This window comes from Akkermansia sp. UNK.MGS-1 (assembly GCF_000980515.1).
Lineage (GTDB): Bacteria > Verrucomicrobiota > Verrucomicrobiia > Verrucomicrobiales > Akkermansiaceae > Akkermansia > Akkermansia muciniphila.
Window position 1 is genome coordinate 70,345 of record NZ_LBCB01000007.1, and the last position, 20,594, is coordinate 90,938.

The 20,594-nt window shown below is 54.8% G+C and carries 13 protein-coding genes; 4 read left to right on the plus strand and 9 right to left on the minus strand.

From position 1 onward, the window contains the following. The 9 genes from WW58_RS03210 to WW58_RS03250 all read right to left on the minus strand — a co-directional run. Positions 1-704, minus strand: a 704-nt coding sequence (locus tag WW58_RS03210; RefSeq protein ID WP_288143399.1) for a hypothetical protein, incomplete at its 3' end; no start/stop codon positions are given. A 153-nt stretch (positions 705-857) separates the two neighbouring features. Beyond that, on the minus strand, positions 858-1,691 hold the full coding sequence (locus WW58_RS03215; protein ID WP_102759017.1) for a hypothetical protein: 834 nt from the start codon (positions 1,689-1,691) through the stop codon (positions 858-860). 153 nt (positions 1,692-1,844) lie between these two features. Further along, positions 1,845-2,534, minus strand: a complete 690-nt coding sequence (locus tag WW58_RS03220) for a hypothetical protein (protein WP_233465514.1) — start codon at positions 2,532-2,534, stop codon at positions 1,845-1,847. Positions 2,535-2,770: 236 nt separating this feature from the next. After that, entirely contained in the window at positions 2,771-3,817 is a 1,047-nt protein-coding gene (locus WW58_RS03225; protein ID WP_022197638.1) for a hypothetical protein, read from the minus strand. 20 nt (positions 3,818-3,837) lie between these two features. Continuing rightward, positions 3,838-5,523, minus strand: coding sequence for a hypothetical protein (locus WW58_RS03230; RefSeq protein ID WP_046435353.1), 1,686 nt, complete (start codon positions 5,521-5,523; stop codon positions 3,838-3,840). Positions 5,524-5,704: 181 nt separating this feature from the next. Next, positions 5,705-6,376 carry a TatD family hydrolase gene (locus WW58_RS03235; protein WP_046435355.1) on the minus strand — a complete coding sequence of 224 codons (672 nt, stop codon included), beginning with the start codon at positions 6,374-6,376 and terminating at the stop codon, positions 5,705-5,707. Positions 6,377-6,382: 6 nt separating this feature from the next. Then, entirely contained in the window at positions 6,383-8,110 is a 1,728-nt protein-coding gene (locus WW58_RS03240; RefSeq protein ID WP_022197641.1) for a cation:proton antiporter, read from the minus strand. A gap of 18 nt (positions 8,111-8,128) precedes the next feature. Then, the gene (gene yaeI, locus WW58_RS03245; protein WP_046435357.1) at positions 8,129-8,980 is read right to left on the minus strand and encodes a phosphodiesterase YaeI; all 852 of its coding nucleotides are present in this window, start codon (positions 8,978-8,980) and stop codon (positions 8,129-8,131) included. Then, positions 8,977-10,086, minus strand: coding sequence for an aminopeptidase (locus WW58_RS03250; RefSeq protein WP_046435359.1), 1,110 nt, complete (start codon positions 10,084-10,086; stop codon positions 8,977-8,979). Before WW58_RS03250 ends, yaeI begins: the two co-directional genes overlap by 4 nt. Before the next feature lie 81 nt (positions 10,087-10,167). Between WW58_RS03250 and purN the strand changes: the two genes are divergently transcribed. The 4 genes from purN to WW58_RS03270 all read left to right on the plus strand — a co-directional run. Beyond that, on the plus strand, positions 10,168-10,755 hold the full coding sequence (purN, locus tag WW58_RS03255) for a phosphoribosylglycinamide formyltransferase (RefSeq protein WP_012420321.1): 588 nt from the start codon (positions 10,168-10,170) through the stop codon (positions 10,753-10,755). Positions 10,756-10,893: 138 nt separating this feature from the next. Then, positions 10,894-11,727, plus strand: coding sequence for an FKBP-type peptidyl-prolyl cis-trans isomerase N-terminal domain-containing protein (locus WW58_RS03260; protein WP_022197645.1), 834 nt, complete (start codon positions 10,894-10,896; stop codon positions 11,725-11,727). Between the two features lie 308 nt (positions 11,728-12,035). Beyond that, positions 12,036-18,314: a beta strand repeat-containing protein gene (locus tag WW58_RS03265; RefSeq protein WP_288143400.1), complete on the plus strand. Its 6,279-nt coding sequence runs from the start codon at positions 12,036-12,038 to the stop codon at positions 18,312-18,314. Further along, the coding region (locus tag WW58_RS03270) for an autotransporter outer membrane beta-barrel domain-containing protein (RefSeq protein ID WP_288143401.1) at positions 18,202-20,594 on the plus strand (2,393 nt) is incomplete at its 3' end. The genes WW58_RS03265 and WW58_RS03270, both read left to right, overlap by 113 nt.

Here is a 20,594-nt window from a genome sequence, read left to right on the forward strand (position 1 = left end):
TCGCCGTCTCCGTATCCCGCCTTCCTGATGTATTTGACGACTTTCCCGGCCTGGTCGGGGAAGTACTTCACCAGCATGGGGATGAATCTTTTCTCCATGATTTTAGAGACATAGCTATGATACATGCTGTTTCTTGACGAAAATGTGACCAGATTGTTCCATCGGTGAGTCCATTCGTAATCTTTAATGTCAGAGCCGATGACATTCCCGTCCGGATTGGCAGGATGGGAACGTATTATTTCATCTTTCAGCGCTGTCTCTTTTTTTCCGAAATCAGGGAGGTGCAGAGATTTCAGCCTTTTAATGATGGCGGCGGCGTAAGCGGCATGGAGATGTTTCAGCCGTTGTTCGTGGATGCCCAGGTTGCGCGACATCTGTTTCGTATCCATGATGGAGAGCGCGGAAATGACTCTTGATTTGGCGGCAATGTCGTTGTCCCGCTCGTCTTTATAAGGCCATGGCTGAGTGCTGTCGTAATCCGGAGCTTCATACATGGGGGCTCCGCTGATCAGATAAAGGCTCCAAATCATGTCGCAGGCCTCTTCCCGCGTCATCGTTCCATGGCGCCGCATGGCGTTCAGTTCTGACAGAACCGTTTTGGCGTGCTGATAAAATGCTTTCAGATCATTTTGTTCCAGCAGGCTTTTCAGGAGCGGAGCATGCCCTTCTGCACTTCTCCGGATATGGATGGAATCGGGCGGCATGAGTTCATGATCGAATGAATGTCCCCCCGCGGGGGAAAGGCTCCATCCGAGGCAGATGAAGATGATTATATGGAGAACGTGGTTCACCGTCTTGTCCGGGTTGTTTTTCCTGGTTGGGAGGAGGCGGATGGCGCAATGAATGAACATCCGGCGTCACTCTCCGCTCTGTTTCCGCTGAAGCTTTTTCCTGTGTTCCTCCCCGCTTTTCCCCTGGTAGAGGTAGGCGGTGTTGGAGTTGTATCCAGCCGTTCGGTCGATGAGGTCGAGAACCTCGCCGTCTCCGTATCCCGCCTTCCTGATGTATTTGACGACTTCCCCGGCCTGGTCGGGGAAGTACTTCACCAGCATGGAGATGAATCTTTTCTCCATAATTCTGATAACATAAGTGTCAAGCATCTGATTCCTTGATGAAAATGTAACCAGGTTATTCCATTTGTGAGTCCATTCGTAATCTTTGATGTCATTTCCAATATCCTTGGCTGAAGCGTCCATTTCAGATTGATGTTTTATGGGAGAAAAGATTTCATGATATAGTGATTCCTCATTCTTGTGAAAATCCTTGATATGCATTTTTTTTATTTTTTTAATAATGCCTGAAAGAAGGGATATATTAAAATGTATCAATTTTCTTTTACTGATCTTTAATGTTGTTGACAGTTGATTTATATCCATAAGGGAAATTGCTGTGCTGATCCTTGCTTTGCTGTAAATATCATTATTTTTCTCGTTTTTATAAGGCCATGGTTGATCACTGGTGTAATCCGGAGCTTCATACATGGGGGCCCCGCCTATCAGATAAAGGCTCCAAATCATGTCGCAGGCTTCTTCCCGTGTCATCACGCCGTCATGCTGCAGTTTGTTGATTGCGGTCAGAACCGTTTTGGCGTGCTGATAAAATGCTTTCAGATCATTTTGTTCCAGCAGGCTTTTCAGGAGCGGAGCATGCCCTTCTGTACTTCTCCGGATATGGATGGAATCGGGCGGCATGAGTTCATGATCGAATGAATGTCCCTCCGCGGAGGAAAGGCTCCATCCGAGGCAGATGAAGATGATTATATGGAGAACGTGGTTCACCGTCTTGTCCGGGTTGTTTTTCCTGGTTGGGAGGGGGCGGATGGCGCAATGAATGAACATCCGGCGTCACTCTCCGCTCTGTTTCCGCTGAAGCTTTTTCCTGTGTTCCTCTCCGCTTTTCCCCTGGTAGAGGTAGGCGGTGTTGGAGTTGTATCCAGCCGTTCGGTCGATGAGGTCGAGAACTTCGCCGTCTCCGTATCCCGCCTTCCTGATGTATTTGACGACTTCCCCGGCCTGGTCGGGGAAGTACTTCACCAGCATGGGCACAAATATTTTTTCCATAAATCCGGAAACATAGCTATGATACATGCTGTTTCTTGACGAAAATGTGACCAGATTGTTCCATCGGTGAGTCCATTCGTAATCTTTAATGTCAGAGCCGATGACATTCCCGTCCGGATTGGCAGGATGGGAACGTATTATTTCATCTTTCAGCGCTGTCTCTTTTTTTCCGAAATCAGGGAGGTGCAGAGATTTCAGCCTTTTAATGATGGCGGCGGCGTAAGCGGCATGGAGATGTTTCAGCCGTTGTTCGTGGATGCCCAGGTTGCGCGACATCTGTTTCGTATCCATGATGGAGAGCGCGGAAATGACTCCTGATTTGGCGGCAATGTCGTTGTCCCGCTCGTCTTTATAAAGCCATGGCTGAACGCTGTCGTAATCCGGAGCTTCATACATGGGGGCCCCGCTGATCAGATAAAGGCTCCAGAGCATGTCGCAGGCCTCTTCCCGCGTCATCGTTCCATGGCGCCGCATGGCGTTCAATTCTGACAGAACTGTGTTTGAGCATCCATAGAATTGTTTAAAATTTCCTGATTTTAAAAATTCTTTTAATTTTTTTGATTTTTCTCCCATTTGCCCGCGAATATGGATGGAATCAGGAGCCGGGAGTTGGCGATCAAATCCGGTTTCTTCCCCCAGGGAAGTTGAACAGCCAAGATGTATGACGGCAATCGCGTAAATAAAATATTTCATCATTTTTTTAGGTTTATTTATTTTGACTGGTTGATAAATAAGTGCTTATTATTTTTTTCTGTGGACCTGCTGACGGAACAGTTGAATTTGGAAACCGTCGTCGTAGCTATTTCGTTGACGACGTCAATCCAGTCGTAAAAAAAATGCTGTTCAACAGTCTGGATGGTTTTTACATCTTTCCCGTCGACATTGATGTTCCAGTCGCAAATCCATTTATAAGTTTGCGGCAAGTCGTAAAATCTTAATTCCGAAATGAGTTTTTTGCTTCCAATATTGTCAGATAGCCTGTTTTTGTTGTCAAGGCGTACTGGTGCAGGATTGGGATCATGTGGGGCTGCCAGGCTGCCTTCAGCCGGGGCGGGAACGCAGCCCTTATCCCGTTCAATAATATGGACATTTCGAAAATTCACGCTTGTAGGGAGGAACGTTAATTCCAGGACAGCTGATGCCCCTGCCATTTCTTGATCACCATCCTTTGGCAGATCAAAATAAATGACTCCTCTTTTATTAAAATCCGGATGATTTCTGTCATATGATTTCCGTAAATGTTTTGCGCTGATCCCTTCGGGAACAATGGCTGATAACGTGATTTTCGCTTCTCTTCCTTCTTCCGTGACTGCTTTAACGGTAATGTCGCCTCCTTGGGAGAGATCGTTTCTAATAATCAATGTTTGAATGACAGAGTTACTTTTATTTTGAAAAGAAGCCAGATTTTCTCCTTCTTCAATTGTCCATTCGATCTGGGATGGGTCTCCAATGAGCTGGGGCTTGTCTGAAACCAATATTAGAAAAACTGTTTCACCTATGCCCAATTTCTTTCTTTTTTGATCGTTCTCTTTCTCTTTTTCAGGTACGGAGCCTTTTTCTTCTTCTTGAATATAAATTTGGGCAGAGTACTCTGCTGCCTGCGATTCGATGCGCAATACCTCATTTGCCAGTAAAGGCGCTGTGAAGCAGAGGCCCAGCAGCATCATGGCGAGATGGCGTTTTGCCGGCATTCCCGGGGATAAGACGTATTTTTGGAAGAATGGGGCGGATGCCCGGATGATGGCGTTCGCGTTCATGTTAAAATTCTCTGTGCTGGTTACCGGTTCTGCCGCAGGGGCGAGACTTTATTGCCGCTGATTTTGTTGATCAATATTTCCCCTTGATGCTTTAATTTTTTGTCATTCCATATTTCCAGCAGACGGCGGTAGGTTGCCACATAGTATGTGCGGGTCTGTTCTCTTTTTTCCAATGCCGTGATGGCGCCTTCCATCATGCCGGCGGAGTATCTTTTCATTTTAGGCGTCCATGAGGCATTGTTCCCTTTCCTGGCCCAGACGGAAAGATGCTTCCCGATGAATCCCTCCCTGTATTTGATTATCTTGCCGATTTCAGGGCAATCCGCCACGAGTTTGTTCCAGCACAGCCTCGTGAAAAGTTCCTCCGCCGCGGGAGAACAGTCAGGGTCCAGGAAACAGGCGTACAGTTCATAGGGATTGACCTTGCTTTCCCGTATTTTGAGTATGTTTACCGCTGCATGATGGAGGAGGTTGTGTTCATGGGGCATGGCCTGCGCCAGTTCTTTAAGCAGGGTGAGTTTTTGCCGGTCATTGATTCCTTTGGCCTTCATGCTCAGGTAACGACTCCATGCCGGATAATTAAATGGGTTCATCTTGCAGGCTTCTTTCAGCAGCAATTCCCGTTGGACGGGACGCGGAGAGCAGTCAGATAAAACCGTCATCAGGAAGGATTCTTCCGCCAGACCGTGATGAATGAAGGCATTGTAAGCCGGGATGAGCTGGACGGGGCCGTTCCAGGGTATCTGGCTTTTTCCCGTTGACCAGTTCCATCCGCTGATGTTGTTGCCGATTTTCCAGTGTCCGCCGGGGTGTTTCCAGATAAAGGCGCAGTGTCCCGGCTGTCCGATGGCCCACGCGGGGACGCCTTTGGCTCTCAGAAAGCCTGCCGCTCCTTTGGAGACGGCTCCGCACACGCCTCCGTATTCCGTATAAAGCTTTAATGTGACCGGTTTGTGGTCGTAAAAAGCGGCTCCGGCATGAACGCTGACTCCCTGAAGGTTTTTCCTGCGATAGGGGATGAACCCCATGAATTTATTTCCAGCCTGTTCGGGAGGGATCTGTTTTTTCTCTATGAACTGCTGGGCCCAGGACAGGTCTTCCAGGCTCTCTCTGCCACGGAAAACGATGGCCCATTCCCACGGCTGCATCGTGTCCGCCTGGGGATGGCATGCGGATTGGAAGTAGGATTCCCGGTAAAAATTGAATTTGGACAGGCATTCTTCAGGAGGGATGACATTTGAGGCAAGCCCTGCCCCCAGAGCCATGCTGGTTTCAACGGGGCGGAGCGTTTTATTGTTCGCGTTCCAGATGCGGTAAAATATGGATAGGGTTTGTTTGCCGGCTGCCCCGGATAGGGCAAGCATTCTGAAGACTTCCGGGTGGGTGGAGAGCCATTTCCTGAATGACTCGTCCTTGAGTTCATGCTGCGTGAACGGTTCTCCGTTTTCCGCGGTGCTGAAAAATTGGTACAGGTGGCATAACAGGGCGACTTGCGGGGCGTGCGCCATGGCCCGGATTTTATCCGTGTCAAGGTTTGCGGTTCCCAGTTTCCTGCACAGAATATCCCGGGCTTTTCCGGAGATGAACGAGGAACGTTCGGCTGAAAGTAGTGTCTGGATATCCGGTTCCTGCGCTGACGCCTGGATAACGGGAAAGGCTGCCAGGGGGAGCGCTCCTAAAAGGAGGATTCGGAAGAGATGATTCATGGGAGATGGGCGGAATTGTATCCATACCTAATATAATCCATCATATGGCAAAAAGATGATGAATTGTCAACGGAAATGTTTTTGTTTTCTGGGAAAATGATTGAACGAAGAGTCAATGGAAATAGAAACCCAGTGAATGAAAAGGCGCCGCGAAACCATGTCCGCCCGTTGAATGGAGGCGTCAAGGGCGGATCAGGTTTTCCATATTGCTTTGGACCAGGTCAACCAGGTTGTTGACGGTCATGCCCAGTTCCTGCGCCGCGCGTCGGTAAAGTTCCGGAAGGGTTTCCGGATGCCCGTCCGATTCCAGCGCCAGCCGATGGAGCGGTATGGAGGCAAGGAGTCCCGGACGTTCCATTTCCCGCAGCCCTACGGAAAGAAGCCAGTTTCCCGAAGGAAATTCCGTGCCGGGATGCAATGTCCCCGTCCAGCCGTGCAGGACAATGTTCAAACGGGGATATTTTTTCAGCATTTCCGCCAGCGTGCCCCATGCGCGGCAGCAGTGCAGGGAAGCGGGGCGGTCCAGACGCACGGCCAGTTCCAGATGCCGTTCCAGCGCTTCCTTCTGGAGAGGCAGCCCCGGGATGCCGCGCCGGCATTTGTCCAGCCCCGTTTCCCCAACGCCCGCATGGGGGATTTTTTGCAGAAGGGATTCCAGCCTGGGCATTTCCTCTTTCCATTCAGCCGGGTTCAGGAACCAGGGATGAATGCCGAAAAAGGGGGTAACATGTTCATCCCGTTCCGCCAGAAGGGCCACCTGTTTCCAGTCCGCCGGGGAGGTGCCGCAGATGAACCGCGGCGCCGTGCCGGAAGCGGCTGTAGAGGAATGGGTGTGGGCGTCCGGCAGATTCATCGTTGCTTAATGGGACAGAGATGGCGCGTCCGACGGTTCAATAATATCAAAACTCTGCTTTGCCAGGCGCACGGCGGCGGCGCCCGTTTCCATTTCATCATGGATGACGTTGGCGATGCCCGCGTGATGCAGGGAAGCCACTTCCGAACGGAATTTGGCGCGGGCAATCACCGTGATGTCCGCATTGGCGCCCTTGATCTGCATGTAGGTGGACAGGGCCGGGGAAGGGTCCGGGAATGTAAAGGCAATCAGCCGCGCGGTACGGACGCCCGCCAGGTCCATGGTGATTTGGTGCTGGATGTCTCCCAGAAAGGCCAGATGGCCGCCGTTGAGCAGGGATTTGACGGTGTCCGCATTCAGGTCGATAATGATGCAGGGGATGCCGTACTGGGACAGGCTTTCATGAAGCCTCCTGCCTACGGGGCCGTAGCCGCAAATGATGGCATGGTCCCTGATGCCTTCCATGCGTGTGATCAGGGTTTCCACGTTGAGGCGTTCCCGTTTTGTTTTCAACCCGGGAATGCGCACCAGCAGCGGGGTGAGTTTCCGTGCCGCCTTCATCAGCAGCGGAGTCATACCCATGGAGACGGCGGCAATGGCGTAAACGTTGGTGGTCACCAGCGCCGGGATGGGGGATATTTCCTGCATGAAAGGGATGAGCACCAGGGAAAATTCCCCCACATTGGTGAGTGCGGTGGAGGCCATGATGCCCATGCGCCCGGGAATTTTCAGGAAGCTTGCGGCTGTAAGGCAGGCTACGAATTTGATCGCGAGGACAAAGGAGGCGAAGGTCGCCACCTGGCCGATGTGTTCCCATAGTCCATCAATGTCAATCAACAGCCCGGCGGAAACGAAGAAGATGGTCAGGAAAAGGTCCTTGAAGGGGAGCACTTCGCTAAGAACCCGGTGGCTGTAGTAGGAGCTGCTGACGAAGAGGCCGGCGGTGAAAGCGCCCAGGGCGATGCTCAGGCCCAGCAGACTGGCGAGCATGGCAATTCCCGAGCAGATGGCGAACACCATCAGGGTGAAGAGTTCCCGGCTTTTGGTCCGGGCGACGGCCAGCATGATGCGCGGAAGCAGGTAGCGGCCGATCAGCCAGGCGGCTCCCAGAAAGACAAGCCCCCGCAGTACGGCCATGCCGATGTTGAGCGCTGTTTCCCATGAGTCGGGCGTGGCGGTGAAGATCTGCGGCATGATTGCCACCAGCATGATGGCGGCGATGTCCTGGAACAGGGCAATTCCCACCGCCATTTTTGCCCCGGAGGTTCCGCTCAGGCCGAATTCCTGGAAGGATTTCAGCGCCACCGCCGTGGAGGATAGTCCCATAATGGCCCCGACCGTCAGGGAGTGGCTCATGTCCATGCCTGTGGCGTAATGAAGCCCCAGGCCGAAAGCTGCGGTACAGATGAACATCTGAATGCCTCCGCCGACCAGAGCGGTTTTCCGCAGGTGCTTGAGTTCATCGACGGAAAATTCAAGCCCCAGCGTGAACATGAGCAGGATAATTCCTACCTCGGAAAGAGCCTGGATGCTGACGTCGGAATTGGGGATGTGGTCCAGAATGCCGCAGTTGGCCAGAATTACCCCGCAGATGAAGTAGCCCGCCAGCAGGGACTGCCGGAAGTGGGCCAGAATGAGGGCAATCGCGATGATGCCCATGAAGACGACAGTAAGCAGAATGAAGAATGGAGGCGCGTCATTAGGGCCTCCGGAGGCCAGCAGAGAGAGAACCATGGCGGTCAGGTCGGGAAGTTAGGGAATGGTAATGAGGTTGATTTCCGGCGGGCAGTTGAAGCGGCCCGGCCCTATATAGCCTATGCCGCGGGTGACGAATACCTGCTTGTCCTCATAAGGATGGAACCCGGAGTGCATGGTTTCCCCTTCCGACGCCAATAGCGGGGTGGAAAAGAAAGGCAGTTTGATTTGGCCTCCATGCGTATGGCCGGAGAGCATCAGGTCCCAGCGGTAATTTCCCAGCAATTCCCTTCCTTTGGGGTTGTGGCTCAGGACGATGGTCGGCATGGGCGAGTTTTCCTCCAATTCGCGCGGGCTCATGCACCGGTCCGGGAAAAAGTCCCCCTCCCGCAGGTCTCCCAGCCCCACCAGTTTGAATTCCACGTTTCCCAGCCTGGGGATGGAGACGAAGGCGGCGGAATTCCTGAGCAGCGTGAAGCCCCCTTCCTTCAGGACGCGTTCCACATTGTCCGCAAGGGCCATGTCATGGTTGCCCAGACATGCGTAGGCCGGGGCGACGGAGGAGAGGCGTTTCATCTGGGCGATGTAGTCGCCTGCATTAGTGACCCGCAGAAAATCCGTGTACAGATCTCCCAGAAACACGATCATGTCCGGTCTGGCCTGTTCCGCCATTGTTGCCGCTTTTTCCAGCAGGGGCAGATTGGTGTGGATATCCGACAATACCAGGATACGAAGGCCGGAAAGGCCGGGTACACATCCGGCAGGGGCCGTGTTTTCATTAAATTCCAGATGATTGGCTTCCCAGTGCATATAGGAGGCCAGCAGGGACCCCAGCAGAATGACAGCCGCGGCCGCATACAGGAGCTTGCGGAGCTGGGAACGCTTTTTGGAGAAAGGGTGGGTGGTCATGATAGGGAGGGGTTGAGAATGGCCAGTTCCGGCAGGGGGAATAATCCGTTGCGGCGCACCAGCTTACCGTCCAGGTAAATATCTCCGCCCCCGGCCGCTTCCGTCTGGATGCATACCATGTCCCAGTGGATGCGGGACTGGTTGCCGTTGTCCGCCACGTGGTAGGCCTGCCCCGGCGTCAAGTGGAAAGAGCCGGAAATTTTTTCGTCAAACAGGATGTTGCGCATGGGGCGTGTGATGGCCGGATTGACGCCGAAGGCGAATTCCCCCAGCCTCCGCGCGCCGGGGTCTGTGTCAAGAATGGCGTTGAGCTCCCCTGTTTTATCTCCCGCTTCCGCATGCACGACCAGTCCGTTTTTCAGCGTCAGGCGGATGTTGTCAAAGGGGATGCCCTGGAACAGGCTGGGCGTATTGAAGGAAATGTGGCCGTTGGCGCTGTCGATGACGGGGGCGGTGAACACTTCTCCGTCGGGCAGATTGCATTCCCCCGCGCACGGGATGGCAGGCAGCCCCTTGATGGAAAAGGAAATGTCCGTTCCCGGTCCGGTAATTTTCACATATTCAGCCTTTTCCATCATGGCGGCCAGCTTCCGCATGGCGGGACGCAGGGCGGCGTAATCCATCAGGCAGGTGCGGAAATAGAAATCCTCAAACTCTTCCGTGCTCATGGATGCCTGCTGGGCCATTCCCCCGGACGGCCAGCGCAGCCCGCACCAGCGCGTATGGCGGATGCGCCGCTGGGAGACGGGGTTCAGGGCTTTCATGGCGGCGGCCATATTTTCCTGTGGAACGGAGGACAGTTCAAAGGCGTTCCCCCCGCCGCGTATCTCAATGTAGGTGTCCATGTCCTCCATTTCCGCCAGGCGGTGGCGGCCGATGATGCCGTATTGTTCTTCCGTTGCTCCTGAGAGCATTTCCCGGTTCAGGAGGGATTGGTTCAGGCGCAGAAAGGGCATTGCTCCCGCATTCCTCGCCTCCCGGATGAGGGCTATTCCCATTTCCTCCGGAATATCCGTCAGTTCCAGCAGAACCCTGTCTCCGGGGCGCAGGGCTGTGGAATACCCTGCAAGCTGGGCTGCAAGGGCCTGAAAACGGGGGTCTCTCATGTCTTTATTAGGCAAATACGGCAGCCTTTTTGTCAAGCCGGAGACTTGCCACGGGCAAAAAACTGTGGTTTTATCCCCCGGATGTCCAGATTGCCCAAGTTAGGAATACTCGGTTCCGGTTCCGGTTCCAATTGCCAGTCCATTTATGATGCCATCCAGTCCGGTTCTCTCCGGGCGGAAATCGCCGTGGTGATGTCTGACAATCCGGACGCCTACATTCTGGAACGCGCCCGTTCCTGGGGCATTCCGGCGGAGGTTATTGACTGCGGGGGATTTAAAACCAGATTTCCGGAGGAATCCCAGGCATCCGTTGCCGCGCGCCTGAAGCAATACGGCGTGGACTGCGTGTGCCTGGCGGGATTCATGCGCCTGGTGAAACTTCCGCTGCTGAAGGAATTTCCTTCCCGCATCCTGAATATCCACCCTTCCCTTCTTCCTGCCTTCCCGGGGCTTCATGCCTGGGAGCAGGCTGTGAACGCCGGAGCTGCGGAGAGCGGCTGCACCGTCCATTATGTGGATGACGGAATGGATACCGGCCCCATCCTGGGCCAGGCTCGCGTGCCCGTGCTGCCGGGGGATACGCCGGAAAGCCTTCACGCCCGCATTCAGGAGCAGGAGCATACCCTTTATCCCGCCATGATCGCCCGCGTTCTGGAAACGCTGGCATGACCTGATTCTCCTTCTGGCCGGAAAGCAATCCGGCCTCCTGCCGGGAGAGGATGACAGGATGACCGATTCTCTTGTCTTGTGATATGAACGGAATCCGTTAAAAAGGAGTCCTCTTTTCAAAGAAAGGATAAAAATACCATGAAGATGAACCCTTCCATCGCCCTGTTTGCCGCTTCCGCTCTTCTGGCGGGTGTGGCAGGCGCGCAAGAAAAGGCTGCCGAAGCTCCGGCGGCCGACCAACCCAAACAAGAGAAAGAAATTACTGTGTCTCCCGAACAGATGAAAAAGGACCTGGGCTATTTTCTGGGTTTCCAGAGCGGTCAGCAGCTTGGTTCCATTCCTACCCTGACCTTTGACGACCTGGACCAGGAATCTTTCCTCCAGGGCATCAAGGACGGCATGGTCCGCAAGCCCGCCAAGGACCAGGAACAGCTGAAACCTGCCCTGGATGCGTTCCAGAAGCAAATTGACGAACGCATTTCCGCCAAGGCCAAGGCCAATTTGGAGGCCAGCAAGAAATTCATGGAGGAAAACGGCAAAAAAGAAGGCGTCACCACAACGAAGTCCGGCCTCCAGTACAAGGTTGTGAACAAGGGCGGCGAAGAAAAATTTGATGAAAAGAAGTTCAAGAACCCCATGTTCAAGGTGAAATACAAGGGCACGCTGCTGGACGGCACCGTGTTTGACGACACCAAGGGCAAGTCTGTGGAACTTCCTCTCCAGGTCATCCCCGGTTTTGCCGAAGCGCTGACCACGATGCCCGTCGGCTCCAAATGGATTGTCTACATTCCTTCCGAGCTGGCTTACGGGGAAAACACTCCCGGCGCTCCGATTGAACCCAATTCCCCGCTCATCTTTGATTTGGAACTGGACGGCATTTCGGAAGCTCCTGCTCCCCAGGGAGGCCCCATGAGCATTTCTCCGGAACAGCTTCAGGAGATGCTTAAGCAGAGCGGCGCTCAGCAGCAGTAAGGAAAAAATAGTTCAAGTCAGGGCCGTTCCCGGGAGGGAGCGGCCTTTTTGTTTTTATCTGTACCGCTTTCATCAGGAAAGCGAATGGGCAGACTGGGAATTTATAATCCTGCTTCTTTCCTTAATCCATGTATATTGCTTGTAATGAAAGAATGATGATTTTGTTCTTCTGGATATGGAGGTAGATATGCTGGACAGGCGGATGATATTTGTTTCCCATTATTTGTTTAATGTGAGCTTTTTTCGAAAATTGGCTTGCCAACGGATTATAAATCCGGGTATTACTGGCCACAATATCTTTGATCAGTATGAGACTTCATCTTCCTCCGTCTTTGCGTTCCGCCCTTCTCGCTTCCCTGGTTTCCTTCTCCGGCATTTACTCTTATTCCCATGCCGCAACCTCGGCGGATTTCTGGCAGATTCCCGATTTTGGCGGTCCTGATTTTACATGGACGGGGGATGGGGAAGGCGACGCCGTAGGGACGGCAGACAACTGGGAGGGAGACGCGGCTCCCTCCCGCGTGGACAATAAGGGTCCGCATTTGATTTTTAATGGCGTGGATGTGACGGTTACGGGAACGCCTCCCAATACCTCGGACGGAGGCGGTGTTTCCGTTACAGGGAACGGCATCGTATCCGTGGGGCTGGGACAATGGGGCGGCAATGTGTACGTGGAGAAGGGCTCCTCCCTTACCACATCCTTCAGCAACCAGATCAAAAATACGGAAGCGGAAGGCCATGCCAATATTTATGTGGACGGCATTCTGAACATGACGACTCCGGGAGGGAATCTCAATTTTGACAATGGCACTGGTTCCGGCAATCATTACTGGCATATCGGGTTTGACGGAATGGTCAACCTGTCAAACACCACCACAATTACCAAGAACGCCAAAACATGGAATGTGGAGGTAGTGGTTGCCAGCGCCATGGAAGAGCTTGCGGTCACCAATCGCGAGATGGTTGACGACGCCCTGATCACACGCTATTTCATGTCTACAGGGGCCGATTTGGGGGCATCCCTGGATTCCCTGCGTATTTGGAAGCAAACCGGGGATGATACTTATGAGGCATTGACGAGGGTTGATTCCGCCGGCCAGCTGGGAGCGGGTAATTTCCTGCTTGTTTCCAACGGTTCCGGCATGTCCGTGCAGTACAAGGGGGAAGGGTATGATGCAGAAACTCTGGTGTGGAATTCCAACGGAACATGGAGCAATACGGGAACGGGCTGGTACAAGCAGGGTGACGGAACCAAGACGGATACTTCCTTCCTGAATGGGGATGCCGTCATTTTCACGGCGGCGGAAGGCTCCAAAACAGTCAATTTTTCCGGAGGAATCAATGTCTCCTCCATGACATTTGAGACGGATTATACGCTCCTGCCCGGGGAAGGAGCTACTCTTTTTGCCCAGGAAACGGTTTTAAGCAACGGCTCGTCCCTGACGTTGGGTGACGGGGATCACCGTTTTTCCGGTTTTGAAAGCCTGGTGACGGGTGGGGAAAATTCTTCCCTCACGGTTTACATGAAAACGGATGCTTCTTCTGCGGGAAGCGTCAATTTGCTGGAGGGTTCGGCCCTTCAGAATCTTTACGTTTATGGAGCTTTGAGACTGAGGGCTTCTTCCCAGTCGGGATCATGGATGCTTGGCGGAGCCAGCCTGCATATGATGGCGGGTTCTACCATGGTGTTCGGTTCCGATGCGGGGACATCCATCGGAGCGGGGCAAACGGTAATAGCGGAGGGCAGCTTGAATGTCTATGCGCAGAATGTTTCCGACAGCAACACGTATCTCTGGAACCTGGAGGGCGGCGAGAATGTCTCGACTGGAGATACGCTGACCTTTAACGGGACCAGCAATCCGACCGTGGCAGGGAATATCACATACGCCGGGAATATCGTATCTGGCGCCCAGACCGGTTCCACGGTGACGTTTACGGGAAATATCCAGGCGGAATCGTTCAAGGTAGCCCATTATTACGGCAGGGTTCATATGGCCGATAATGAATTGGAAGTCAATAAGCTGTGGGTCGGGGCCGGCGGTGGGTATGACAATTCCTTATATGGGGCTCTTGATCTTGATTCCGGCAATGTGACTACGGCAGGCCAGGTCCGGCTTGCCGAGCTGGGGCATGGGGTGCTTAATGTGAACCAGGGTTCCTCTCTGACTGTCACCGGCAGCAATGATACCCATAGCACAAGCGCCAGTTTCCTGCTGGCTCACTGGGCTTATTCAGGGGAACTTAATTTGAGGGGCGGTTCTTTGACTGCATTGCAGACCTCGATGCATCTGTCCTGGGATGGCACGGGCATTTTCAATGCCGCGTCCGGGACGGCCGATTTGCAGGGAATGGACTTTTGGGCTTCCGGAAGCGGTTCATTCCGGGGCAGTTTCCTGTTGGGCGGCGCAACATCCGGGGATGCCAGGGTGAACATAGGCTCTTCAGGCGTTACCAATGTGGCGGGAGCGGCCGTTATCAAACTGGGAGAAGGCACGCTGGGGGCTTTGTCCAACTGGGGTATAAGCTATAATCCGAATTTCACGGCCTCTTATATAGAACTTCTGGGCACGGTGAATGGGACTATCCTTGACACGCTGGATGCCAATGACCATGCCACGGGGCGTACTGTGACTTTCTCCAACGGGCTGAAGGGAGACGGTAAGCTCGTGAAGGTTGGCGACGGGGTTCTGGTTCTTAACGGAACAGCCCAGGCCCCGGTTCCTGCCGAAGGAGAAACGGCAGCCGTCCCCGGCTTTACCGGAACAGTGGAATTGAGGGGAGGCGGTTTGACGGTGAAGGATTCCAGCGTTATCGGGCAGGGGGCCTTGCTGATAGGAGGCGGCCTTACCGTGAACGTTACGTCCGCGGACGGGTATGTGCTGAATGCCGGTTCCACGCTGGGATCCACGGGAATTTCCGGAGGAACGGCTACTTTATCCGCCGGGTTGACGTTAAACGGCGGCACTCTGAGCTTCAATTCTCTCGATTCGGAGACGGCAGCCCTGACCGTCAACTCCATTAGTGGCAGTGAGGCCACGGAAGTGCGGTTGGGTTTGTCTTCCCTGGAAACAGGGATTAGTTATGCCTTGCTTTCCGGAGCGGGGTTGACGGAAAGTTCTTTCTTTACTTTGGGCGGAGCTGCTGCGGAGTTGTACAACGGAACGTTTTCCGTCAGCAATGGAACTCTTTACGTCAATTTGAGCGACAAGGAAGGTTTGTTGAGGTGGAAGAGCGGCACCTGGAATACGGAAAGCTCGAATACCTCCTGGAGCCTTGACGGAACACCGTCAGCTTATGCCGATGGAGAGACCGTATATTTCTCCAATGGCGATGGCGTGGATAAAAATGTGACGATTGCGGGGAATGTCGCTCCAGGCAGAATCAATGTTTCCGGTACGGATTTCATTTTTACGGGTGACGGTTCCATTACCGGGGATACGACGCTGAACCTGCTGGACGGAGCTTCCCTGACCATGAACAATGCCAATTCCTATGCCGGGGATACCGTTCTTGGCGATGGCAGCAAACTCGTTGTCGGCAATGCCGGAGCGCTGGGCACCAGCACGGTTCTGTTGCAGGGAGATTCCGTTCTGGAACTGACCACGGGTACGTGGAACGGGTTGGGAACACGTTTGGACGCCAATTCCTCAGGCACGCTGAAATTGAGCGGGAACGCCTCCGGAACGACAACGGCCGCCCTGACTGGAGTCAGATATGAGCTGGGAGCCAATACCACGCTGACTCTTTCCGCCGGAACCTATGGAAATACGATTACCGGGGCCGGCACGCTGATCTCCGCGGTAGGAACGAATGTCCTTAATGGAAATGTTGATATTACAGGAGAATACAGGGTGTTGGCAACCAATGGCACGGCATGCGCCTGGACGCTGGGTTCCGGCGCTTCCGTGACGGCGGGAAGCTTCATCGGCCGCTACGAGTACAATGGAACAACCACGCTCAACATCAGCCGGGACGCCGTGATGAACATTACCGGCACGCTGCGGATTGCCCGTGACGGAAAAGGCGTCATGAATATTGGTTCGGGCGGCATGGTGCTGGCCCAGACGCTGGATTTGGGGCAGAACTGGGATGGAGTAAGCGCCAAGGGCGCCACCATTAATCTGAATGGAGGTTCCCTGCTTCTTGGTTCAGGCGGCATGACGGCATCCGGAAATACCAATACGATTGCCCTGAACATGAACTCCGGTACGCTGGGGACGACGGCGGCGGAAGGCTGGTCTTCCGCCTACAATATGTCCCTTACTGGAAATGTGACGGTTGATACCCGCCAGTATGATGCGGAAACCAAGTCCTACCATGACCTGGCTTCCACCGGCATCACCCTAGGAGGCGCCCTTTCCGGAGCGGGCGGTCTGACGAAAACCGGTTCAGGCACCTTGACTCTTTCCGGGCAGAATACTTATACGGGCCTGACTAATGTCCAGGCCGGAACGCTGGCGTTTACGAATACGAATGCCATGGCTCTGGGCAGCATTTCCATGGGTGCGGGCGCCAGAATGACGACGGCTTCCGCTCTGACGCTGAATAGCGGCGCTACCCTCACTTTTGACATGACGGGCGTGGTGGCGAATGAGCCTGTCATCAATATCACAGCCGGGTCCCTGGCTCTTACGGATTCATCCTGTGCGCTGACTATCAATAATTATGGTGAATTGGAGGCATCTAACTATGTCCTGGCCCAGTGGGCTGCGGATGGAAGCCTGACGACGGATTCCTTCACATGGACGCCCGACATCACCAGGGAAGGGTTCGAATATTCCGTGGTGGTGGAAAACAACCAGCTTGTGCTGAAGGTTGTTGACGTCAGCGGGGACAATGGTTTTGTCTGGAACGGAGGAACGGACCGGAAGTGGATCAACACCAGTGTTGACGGCTGGACGACGAGGCTGACGGGGGCGGATACGCTGGATAATCAGGAAATTTACTTCTCCTCCGCGGAAGCGGGTGAAGTCAAGGTTTCCGGCATTGTAACTCCCAAGAGCGTCGTTTTCAACAGCGGCGCTTACACGTTGGGCAGCGATCCTGACAGCGAGGGGTCTATTGCGGATTCCACAGCTCCCACCACGCTTACCGTGAACGGTACGGCTGAAGTTGCCTTAAACCTGGCCAATACCTATACCGGAGGGACGATACTCAATGGCGGTACCCTTACCATTGGCGCTGACGGAGCGCTGGGAACGGAAGGGGATATTATATTCAACGGGGGGACGTTGGCCTATGCGAATTCCGCCGCCGGTGAGGATGCGACAGGTTATGACATTTCCAGCCGTGTCAACGTCGGAGACGGAGGTTTCCTGAATGTTTCCGTGCTTGGCGCCGGGGATACCGTTTCCTGGGCCGGCCTGTCAGCCGATGTCATGGGGGCCGGCACAACCCTGACCAAAACGGGAGCGGGCACGCTGGCCCTTGGATACGCAGGGAATACCCTGGCCCACCTCACTGTGGAAGAGGGCACGCTTGCTTTCACGGGCGGTGCGACTATCGGCGTAAATCCGAACAATGCTACTATTGTCCGCGTCAGTGAAGGCGCTTCCCTTGCTCTTTCCGGCGGAACCGTCAACCTGCATGCCCAGCTCAATGGGGCGGGCACCGTCACTATCGGGACTGCGGATACTGCGGGACTGGTCAATATCTCCAATACGGGCAATACCAACTTCACTGGCCGCCTGGAACTGGTCGGCAACGGGGTGAATATGAGTACCAATGCCAACTGGGTAGCCTTTGGGGCAGGAAATACGCTGGGAGGCGGCACCGTTTTCATTGACGGCAAGGGCTTCCATTTTTCCGCGGGTACGACGGCGGCCAATTTTGAAATCGGCGCAACCCATGGCGCGATGCAGAACGGCTCCTCCGGCGCCACATACACTTTCTCCGGAAACCTTTCCGGTTCGGGCACGTGGGCCATGGCTGCGAACGTTCGGATGAACAATGTCCTCACGGGGTCCCTCAAGGACTTCTCGGGGACTCTGTCCACCAATGAGACTTCCGCCAACAACAATCGCCAGGCCTGGAACTTCGGTTCCGGCGGGGCTTGCGCCACGGGTGAAGGGAATTCCGTTTTTGGAGACGGCGCTATTCTGGGAGGTAACACGGGTTCCGCGGATACCGGGCTGGCCGCACAATACAACGTCAATTACAACAATACGGAACTGGTGTTGAATGCTCTGGTGCAGGGCAACTCCAGCCTGACGCACGCAGGTACGGGCACTCTGATTCTGGATAAGGCCAATACTGCTACGGGAGCGCTCGGCATTACAAATGCCGGAGCCGTAGTCCAGCTTGGCGCGGAAGACAAGGCCGGCCAGTGGGCCGGCACCGTGCTGAATGGAGCGGGAACACTGAAAATCGTCAATGGTGCGCTGACCTCCGCCATGACGCGGGCGGAAGGCGCCACGGCAGCCATCGTCGTGGACTCAGCCGCTTCTGTCAGCTTGGGGGGGGACCGACGGCGGCATGCTCAAGGGCATTACGCTGGCTGCCGGAGGCAGGCTTGTCAACGTTTCCGGAGATATTACGGTGGGGGCGGGAGCCACGGAAACATTGAATCTTACCCTGGGGGCGGATAACGTCAACCAGGATGCGGCCGGGGCGGCCATCATTGACCAGGGAGACGGCAGGCTTGTCATTAACAATCCCGCCACAGTCAATCTGGACATTGACGCCATTGTGAACACGCTCGTCACCCATAAGGAAGCCGGTGCGGAAAGCTGGCTCACCCTGACGACCGGAACGCTGGAATGCGAAAACCTTGGCGATATCCAGTTCAGCAAGATTCTTTCCAATTACGGCATCCGCGTGACGGGCACCGATGGCGGAAGCCTGGTGCTCAGCGGGCAGGTCAGCGGGCTTTATATTGTGGATGATTCCTCTACTTCCGATCCTGATACCGTCACCAACTACGGCACGCTGGGGATGTACTCCGGCGTGGTGATTTCCCAGGACAAGACGCTTACCGTTCAGTTGGCCGGCGCTCCCGGCGATTCCGACGGGGAAGGCGCGGTCATCAACAACCTGCTGGGCGCTACGGGAAGCACGCTGAAAGTGGAAAACACCAGTGCGGACGGAGGCAACGCCGTTGTCATCCTCAACAACGAACGTCTGGAAACGGGATTGCCTGCTCCTGATGATTACGCCGGTGCGGATTCCATCATGGGCGGAAGCATCGTCGGGAAAAACGGAGTCACCTTTGTCAAGCAAAACACAGGCAAGCTGACAGTCAACGGTTCTTTTGTGTCGGACACCCTGCGTGTGGAAGGCGGTTCTCTCGCTCTTAACGGTGAAGGGAACAGCTTTAATCATGTGGAACTTGCCGGCGCAGAGGAAGGAGGCGTTCTGGACATCAACCGGAATACCGTCATGGGTGATCTGACGGACAGCGGCGAAGGCGCAGCCCTGAACATCGGTAGCGGGGCCTCCCTTTCCGTCAACGGCGCCAGCAGCCTTTCTTCCAGCACCATCCAGGGCAGCGGAACGCTGACCCTCCGTGATACGCTGGAAATTTCCGGAACAGCCTCCCTTCAGGGCGGTGTCCTTCTTGATCTGGCAAAAGATGACGATTCCACGGGAACGCTCGACCTCGGTTCGACATCCGGCAGCACCGTTTCCGGAATCGGCGGAGAGGGAACACTGAAGAGCGCAGGAGGCGTTTTGACCGTCAATACCGGTAATTCGGGCGGCGGTTCCGTTTTCAGCGGTACGCTGGAGGGACGCGGGCAGCTTAATATTTCCGGCAATGCCGGGCAGACGTTTGAAAACGTCATGACCGCTGCCGGCAGCAGCTGGGCAGTTAACAGCACGGGCCTTCTCAATATCCGGATGGGAGGGACGGTAGACAACCCGAGAGCCAATACGGCGCTGACCCTCAGCAGTTTGACGCTGGGAGACGGTTCCAGTACGAACCTTACCTTCAACACGGACTACGCTGGCCCCATCATCAGCGTGACCGGAAATATCAGCATCAGCCAGGGCGCGGAAATAACTCTCAGTTCTACTGGCGGGAATGAACTGACTCTGGACGCAGACGGCAGTTATACGCTCATGCATGCGGACGGCACCATTGATTTGGGAGGAAGCGACAGGCTGGCTATCCTGCTGGATCCCTCCTCCTCCGCTTTCAAGAAATTTGAAAATGATGCGTACCTGGTGATGGAAAACGGCAACCTTGTTTTGATGGCTACGGCTTCCAAGGACAATAAATATGCCCGCCTTGCGGATACGTTTAATTCCAGGGCCGGAGCAGAACTTCTCTGGAACCTGCCCGGCGATCTTGCTGCGGATTCCATCCTCAAGAAGGTGGATGACGCCGTAGGAGCCCTGACGTCTTCCAACCCCTCGGAAGCGAAACGCGCCATGGCAGCAGTGGCTGGGAGCACGGTCAACGCGCTGGGGACGGCGCAAAGGGACGCCCTGCGCGACCAGATGGGCTGGATCAGGAACCGGACCACCCTCATGGGCGTCAACCCGGCCTACGTCAACGACGACCTCCCCCGCTTCCACATGTGGATGGAAGGCACGGGCTCCTACGCCAAACTCGACACCCGTGGCGATGAAAGCGGCTACCAGCTCACCACCTGGGGAGGCACGGTAGGCGTGGACGCGGACCTCAGCGACCGCCTCACGGTGGGAGCGGCCTTCACGGCCGGCTACGGCGACCTGACGGCCGGCGCGGCGGACAGCGCCGACGGACGCCTGGACAGCTACTACGCCAGCCTCTTCGGGCGCTACCAGAACAAACGCTGGGCGCACACGCTCATCCTGACGGGAGGGTGGAACGACGCGAAACTCAACCGTACGGTCAACTACGGGGAAGGAAGCTACGGGACGCAGGGAAGCACCAGCGGGTGGGG